Here is a 6,312-nt window from a genome sequence, read left to right as displayed (position 1 = left end):
GTCGGCTCCTTGGGTCTTCGGGGCGGCCAGGGCGGTGTCGGGGCGTCAGGCGCGGTTCGCCTTGCGGCGCCGCGTCGCGACGACGATCGCGCCGCCGCCGGCCAGCAGCACGGCCGCGCCGCCCGCGAGGTAGCCGGTGCTGGAGCTGGCGCCGGTGTGGGCGAGGTCGCCGCCACCGCCGCTGCCGGAGTCGGTGCTGGGGGCCGAGGCCGGGGTGGTGCTGGACTCGGACGCGGAGGGCGACGGGGTGGCCGTACCGGTCGACGAGCTCTCCGAGGGCGCCGGGGTGGTGGTCTCCTCGGCCGGGGTGGACGGCTGGGCCGGGGTGGACTCCGTCTGCGAGGGCGCCGGGGCGGACGGGGACGGGGAGGGCGACGAGGACTCGCTGGTCGAGCAGTCCTTCGTGCCGCCGTTCCAGGACGCGATCAGCTTGTCCTTGATGACCGCGTGGTCCGGGCCGGCCGGCAGGTCACCGTGGACGAAGCCGTCGTTGGCGTCCTTCTTGCCGTCGAACTTGACGGCGCCCCGGTAGAGGTCGATCTGCGCGAAGCAGCCGGCGTCCGGGACCGCGATGTCCAGGGAGTCGGTCTGGCCCTGCTTGACCGTCACCGAGTCGAAGTCGACGAAGATCTGCTCGCCGGAGGTGGCGAAGGTGGGGCCGTGCGCGATGTAGGAGGCGAGCGAGGCGGTGCAGCTCGCGGCGCCACCGGCGGCGCGGACCTTCAGGTGCACCTTGCCGTCGTCGGTGACCTTCAGGTTCTGGTCGTCGACCCTCACCGAGTCGAAGAAGTCCGTGCCGTTGATCGAGAACTGGCACTTGTCCGTGCCGGTCTCCGTGCCGGCCCCGGTGCCGGGGCTGTAGTGGCCGCCGGAGTTCCAGCCGTCGCCGCCGGGGGCACCGCCGTGGGCCCAGGCACCGGACGCGCCCGCGATGGTGGCGGCACACAGAGCGAACGACGCGACGCCCGTCCCCAGCAGGCGGCGCGCGGTGACATGGCTGGCTATGGACATGGATATCCCATCGTGCGGAAAAGCCGCGGAAGGCAGCGGAAACGAAGGCACAGCGAAGAAACACCGGGCCCGTCGGTCACATGCGCCACAGTGTGCGGCCCATGGTGGTTGGCCTCGCCGAGCCCTGTCAACCTGCTCTGAAGCAAGGTTTGTTGAGAGAGCATCACAACTCCCTCACACAGGGAACGAACGGTTCCGGCCGGGGTGAAGGTTCGCTTTCACGGCAATATGGACAGACTTCCTGTCGGTGTCTTCTCCGTCCGAGTCGCTCCGTCCGAAAGGAACACGCGTGGTCGACCTCTCCTCCAGGAACCCCGACTGGTGGCGCCAAGCGGTGATCTACCAGGTGTATCCGCGCAGCTTCGCCGACGCGGACGGCGACGGGCTCGGTGACCTCAAGGGCATCACCGAGCGGTTGTCCCACCTGGGCGCGCTCGGCGTGGACGCCCTGTGGCTCAGCCCGTTCTACCCGTCCGAGCTCGCCGACGGCGGCTACGACGTCGCCGACCACCGGAACGTGGACCCGCGTCTGGGCACCCTCGACGACTTCGACGCGCTGGCCGCCGAGGCGCACCGGCTGGGCCTGAAGGTGATCGTCGACGTCGTCCCCAACCACACCTCGCACCTGCACCCCTGGTTCCAGGAGGCCCTGCGGGCCGGTCCCGGCTCCCCGGCCCGGGACCGCTACGTCTTCCGCCCCGGCCGCGGTGCGCACGGTGAACTCCCGCCCTCCGACTGGCAGTCGGTGTTCGGCGGCAGCGCCTGGCAGCGGGTCCCGGACGGCGAGTGGTACCTGCATCTCTTCGCACCCGAACAGCCCGACCTGAACTGGGAGCACGAGGAGGTCCGCACCGACTTCCGCACCACCCTGCGCTTCTGGTCGGACCGGGGCGTCGACGGCTTCCGGATCGACGTGGCCCACGCCCTGGTGAAGGACCTCGCCGCACCGCTGCGGGACGTGGCGGAGTTCGGTGCGACCGGTGAGGAGGCGCTGGAGCGGGTGCCGCCCGGCACCCACCCCTACTGGGACCGTGACGAGGTGCACGAGATCTACCGCGACTGGCGCAAGATCTTCGACGCCTACGCCCCGCCCCGCACGGCCGTCGCCGAGGCCTGGGTGCCCGGTGCCCGCCGCGCCCTGTACGCCCGCCCCGACGAACTCGGCCAGGCCTTCAACTTCGAGTATCTGCAAGCTCCCTGGGATGCGGACGCGCTGCGTCAGGTGATCACCGACTCGTTGGCCACCGCCCGCGCGGCCGGCGCCTCCGCCACCTGGGTGCTGTCCAACCACGACGTCGTACGGCACGCCTCCCGGCTGCTGCTGCCGGCCGGCACCGACGAGAGCGCCTGGCTGCTGTCCGGCGGCCACGCCCCGGCGGTCGACGCCGAACAGGGCCTGCGGCGGGCGCGTGCCGCCACGCTCCTGATGCTGGCGCTGCCCGGCTCGTCGTACGTCTACCAGGGTGAGGAACTCGGCCTGCCCGAGGTCGCCGATCTGCCCACGGCGGTCCTCCAGGACCCGATCTGGGAACAGACGGGCCATGTCCGCAAGGGCCGCGACGGCTGCCGGGTGCCGCTGCCGTGGACGACGGGCGGACCGTCGTACGGCTTCGGGGCGGGCGGTGCCTGGCTGCCGCAGCCCTCGTGGTTCGCGTCGTACGCGGTCGAGGCGCAGGCCGGTACGGAGGGCTCCACCCTGGAGTTCTACCGCACCGCGCTGCGGCTGCGCCGCAAGCTGCTCGACGGCGAGACGCTGACCTGGGCCGAGGCCCCCGCGGGTGTGCTGCACTTCGCCCGGTCGGACGGCTGGCGGTGCGTCACGAACGTGTCGTCCGCGCCGGTGCCGCTGCCGCCGGGCGAAGTGCTGCTCGCCAGCGTGCCGTTGCCGCTGGACGGCACGCTGCCGTCCGACGCCACGGTGTGGCTGGGCGCCTGACTCAGCCGGCCGTGGGACTGGGGGTCCCGCCGTTGCCGACCCCGGCGCCGCTGCCCGTGAAGCCCGGCTCGCCCGGCAGCGCCGGCGGCTTGGTCGTGCTGTTGACCGGCGGGGTGAGCACGACCTGCGGCTGGCCCGGGTCCGGCGGCGGCGGGGTCAGGTCGGTGGCGGGCAGCTTCGGCGCGGTCGTCTCCTGGAAGAGGACCGAGGGGAAGTCGACCAGGCCGGTCTGCTCCATCACCGTGATGTGGTCGAGGACCGTGGCGTTGGCCTGGTCGGCGAGGGTGCGCACCAGGGTGTTCTCGGTGGTGGAACGGATCTTCGCGATGGTGTTGAAGATCGAACCGTGCGTCACGCGCAGGATGTTGGCGAAGTCGGTGTCGAACTTCTGCCCGCTGTCCGCGGTCAGGGTGCTGACGAACCCCTGCTGCTGCGGCGAGGCCACGTTGGGGATGGCGATGTTGAGCATCTGGCTGATCTTGCGGCAGCTGATGTCCAGCGCAGCGTGGCCGTCGATCAGGTGCTTGCTCGCGGTGATGACCGCCGGGTTCGTGCCCTTCTTCAGGCCGAGCTGGCCCACCGGGTACTCCCAGAGTCCGGCCGCGCGCACCTTGACCACGAAGTCGCGGTCGCCCTCGGTCAGCGGGCCCCACTGGGTGTTGGCGATGACTCTGGTGGTGGCGCTGGACGTGGTGTTCACACCCAGCATGCTCGGGTAGGCGAGCGCCGCGAGGGTCAGGCTCAGAGCTCCTCCCACGAAGAGAGTGCCTGTCGCGTTACGCGAAAAGGGCATCGGTACCTCCGGCCCGGTCGGGGGTCCCGCGTGCGGCGGGGTCGGACGCAGAGAAGTACGGACAGGGAAGCGCCGGAAACCTTTTGGTTTGGCAAAGAACTTGTGAGGTGTTGCTCGAAGGGTTTCGTCGGCTCCCCATGTCTTCCTCAGGGGACGGTGATGATTCCCCCTGGTCCATGTGGTCATGACAAAGCTGCGGGCAGGCTTCGCCGCATGCCCCCACACTCCGTGCTTCCCGTGCTGCCCTACCGCAAGCCCACCAAGGGCCGCGACTACTGGGTCTTCGACGACGTCCTGCCCGACGCGGACGCCGTACGGGAGCGCTGTCTCGCCAAGGACGACTGGGTCCAGGGGTACCCGTACACCTCGGAGACCTGGCCCGGTCTGCGCACCATGCCGGGTCTGGAACCCGCCGAACTCGACGTCGTGGAGGGGCTGGTGCGCCAGGCCACCGGCGCCGGGAAGCTGTGGGTGCAGCAGGCACCCGGCGGCGGCACCCTGAACCACAACTGCGTGCAGGTGGTCGGCGAGGGCGAGAGCGAGCCGCGCCCGCACACGGACTCGCGGGCGCTGTGCCGGTACGCGGCGGTGCTGTACCTGAACCCCGGGGTGGCCAAGGACTGCGGCACCGCGTTCTACCGCCAGTCGCTGCCCGGCGGCCGGCTCGGCGGCAACGTCGTGCAGGCCCCGCACACCAACCTGGTCGAGGCCCTCGGTACGCGGTTCGTGCCCGGCGACCACTTCGAGGAGGACGTCCGCGTCCCGCACAAGTACAACCGGCTGCTCCTCTACAACGCCAACCTCGTGCACAGTGCGACGGGTTACGCCGGGAAGACGCTGGCGGAGAAGCGGATGACGGCGGTGTTCTTCTGGATGGCGTGAGCGGCGCCGTTCTGTAACAGCGGGCGTGACGTGACCACGACGGACCCGTGACGGTGATCTCCGAACTTCCCCTGCGGGGGCGGCATCGAAAGGGGTGTCCGGCAGAGAGCCGGGAAGAACGCACCGCTGGGGGACCCCATGTCGAACCGTCGTCCGCACCTCCGCAAGACCGCCGCCGCCCTGACCGGTGCCGCCGCGCTGATGGCTCTGCTCACCGCGTGCAACGGCACCGCTTCGGGGTCGGTGAACTCCGACGGCGGTACGGCCGCGCCGGCGGCCGGCGACGCCACGGGGTCCGGTGCGAACGGCGGGTCGGGGTCGACGGGCGGTTCCGGTACGACCGGTGGGTCGGGCTCGGCCGGCGGGTCCGGGTCGGGTGCCGCTGCCACGTCGACGGGCGGGACCGGCTCCGGGAGCGGGAGCGGCACGTCGGGCCCGGCCGCCTCCGGGGGCTCCTCCGCCGGTGGTTCCGCCGCGGGCTCGGTGGCCGCCTGCCAGGCCGCCCAGATCGGCTACTCCTGGGCCGACACCGGCAGCGGCAGCGGCCAGAAGCAGGCCGTGGTCGCGCTCACCAACAAGAGCGGCCACACCTGCACGATGTACGGCTTCCCGGGCGTCGACCTGGTGAACAGCGGCCGGCAGTGGTCGCTCCGGCGGACCGACGCCGCCCCGCAGCGGGTCACGCTGGCGAGCGGCGCGGCCGCCCACTTCACCCTGACCTACCTCGTCGCGGAGCAGGGCGACTCCACCGCGTTCACCCCCACCACCGTGGTCATCACCGCGCCGAACCAGCGCACGTCGTACGACCTGCCCTGGCACGGCGGCGCGCTGGTGCTCCAGGACGGCGCGACGCACCCCGGGACGTACGTCGGACCCGTCACCCGTTAGGCGCAGGGCGTCGCGGCCCGCGATAATCGGGTCATGGCCCGACCGCACCCGCCCGCCGGACGCCCCCACCGGACACCGGCCGCCGCCAGGTGAAACTCACCGAGCTGCACCGGCGCCTGCTGCCCGACGTGCTGTCGGCCGGTGCCGCCTGTCCCCTGGCGCTGACCGGCGACTACGCGGCCCAGGCCCACGGTCTGTTCGACCGCCCCGGCCGGACCCTCGACGTCGCGACGCAGCACGCGGCGCCCATGCGGATGATCGCCGGCACGGTGGCGGCGGGGCTGCGCGACCACGGCTGGGGCGTGGTCGCCCGCGAGACGGACCCGCTCTCCGCCCAGCTCATGGTGACCGACGTGGTCTCGGGGGACGAGGGCGAGGTCGACATCCTCAAAGAGGCGCTCTGGCACCCCCCGGTGCGGACGGAACTCGGTCTGACCCTGTCCCTGGAGGACGTGGTCGGCATGCGGGTCTGGGCCCTGACCGACCGCGGCCTGCCCCGTGACCTGCTGGTCGTCCACGCCGCGGCGGACCGCTGGTCCCTTCCCGACCTGGAGGACCTGGGCCGCCGGCACGCCCGGGACACCTTCGACCTCGCCGACCTCCAGGCCCGGCTCACCGGCACGGAATGGATGGACGACAGGGAGTTCACGGCCCTCGGCCTGGACGCCGGGGCCCTCACCGGTCTCCGGCACTGGGCCCAGACCTGGGCGGACGACATCGCGGAACGCCTGATGGAGGCCCGGCCTCCGGAGGACTGACCCGTACCGGGTGATCGTCGTGCGAACGGTCCGCCGTCCGGGAT

6 protein-coding genes are annotated in these 6,312 nt (G+C 71.9%); 4 read left to right on the top strand and 2 right to left on the bottom strand.

The window, feature by feature from the left end; genetic code table 11:
- Positions 1–45: 45 nt before the first annotated feature.
- Positions 46–1,011, bottom strand: coding sequence for an LAETG motif-containing sortase-dependent surface protein (locus ABZ646_RS10160; RefSeq protein ID WP_360515440.1), 966 nt, complete (start codon positions 1,009–1,011; stop codon positions 46–48).
- 289 nt (positions 1,012–1,300) lie between these two features.
- On the opposite strand from ABZ646_RS10160, the gene ABZ646_RS10155 reads away from it, so the two are divergent.
- A complete protein-coding gene (locus ABZ646_RS10155; RefSeq protein WP_360515437.1) occupies positions 1,301–2,947 on the top strand; it encodes a glycoside hydrolase family 13 protein in 1,647 nt (548 codons plus the stop codon).
- A gap of 1 nt (position 2,948) precedes the next feature.
- Here the strand turns inward: ABZ646_RS10155 and ABZ646_RS10150 are convergent, their stop codons facing one another.
- Positions 2,949–3,704 carry a DUF4142 domain-containing protein gene (locus ABZ646_RS10150; protein ID WP_360515434.1) on the bottom strand — a complete coding sequence of 252 codons (756 nt, stop codon included), beginning with the start codon at positions 3,702–3,704 and terminating at the stop codon, positions 2,949–2,951.
- 249 nt (positions 3,705–3,953) lie between these two features.
- On the opposite strand from ABZ646_RS10150, the gene ABZ646_RS10145 reads away from it, so the two are divergent.
- The 3 genes from ABZ646_RS10145 (at position 3,954) to ABZ646_RS10135 (ending at position 6,268) form a co-directional block, all read left to right on the top strand.
- On the top strand, positions 3,954–4,622 hold the full coding sequence (locus tag ABZ646_RS10145; protein WP_360515431.1) for a DUF6445 family protein: 669 nt from the start codon (positions 3,954–3,956) through the stop codon (positions 4,620–4,622).
- 138 nt (positions 4,623–4,760) lie between these two features.
- Positions 4,761–5,510 (top strand): DUF4232 domain-containing protein, encoded by a 750-nt coding sequence (locus tag ABZ646_RS10140; protein WP_360515428.1) that lies wholly within the window; start codon positions 4,761–4,763, stop codon positions 5,508–5,510.
- Between the two features lie 89 nt (positions 5,511–5,599).
- Entirely contained in the window at positions 5,600–6,268 is a 669-nt protein-coding gene (locus ABZ646_RS10135) for a hypothetical protein (protein WP_360515425.1), read from the top strand.
- The last annotated feature ends 44 nt before the right edge of the window (positions 6,269–6,312 follow it).

The organism is Streptomyces sp. NPDC007162, assembly GCF_040634175.1.
Classification (GTDB): Bacteria; Actinomycetota; Actinomycetes; order Streptomycetales; family Streptomycetaceae; genus Streptomyces.
The sequence above is the reverse complement of the archived record's forward strand: the minus strand, read 5'-3'. Positions and strand labels throughout refer to the sequence as shown.

Coding starts and splice junctions, on each gene's coding strand:
- ABZ646_RS10160 (WP_360515440.1), bottom strand. CDS start 1,011: ATGTCCATAGCCAGCCATGTCACCGCGCGCCGCCTGCTGGGGACGGGC.
- ABZ646_RS10145 (WP_360515431.1), top strand. CDS start 3,954: ATGCCCCCACACTCCGTGCTTCCCGTGCTGCCCTACCGCAAGCCCACC.
- ABZ646_RS10140 (WP_360515428.1), top strand. CDS start 4,761: ATGTCGAACCGTCGTCCGCACCTCCGCAAGACCGCCGCCGCCCTGACC.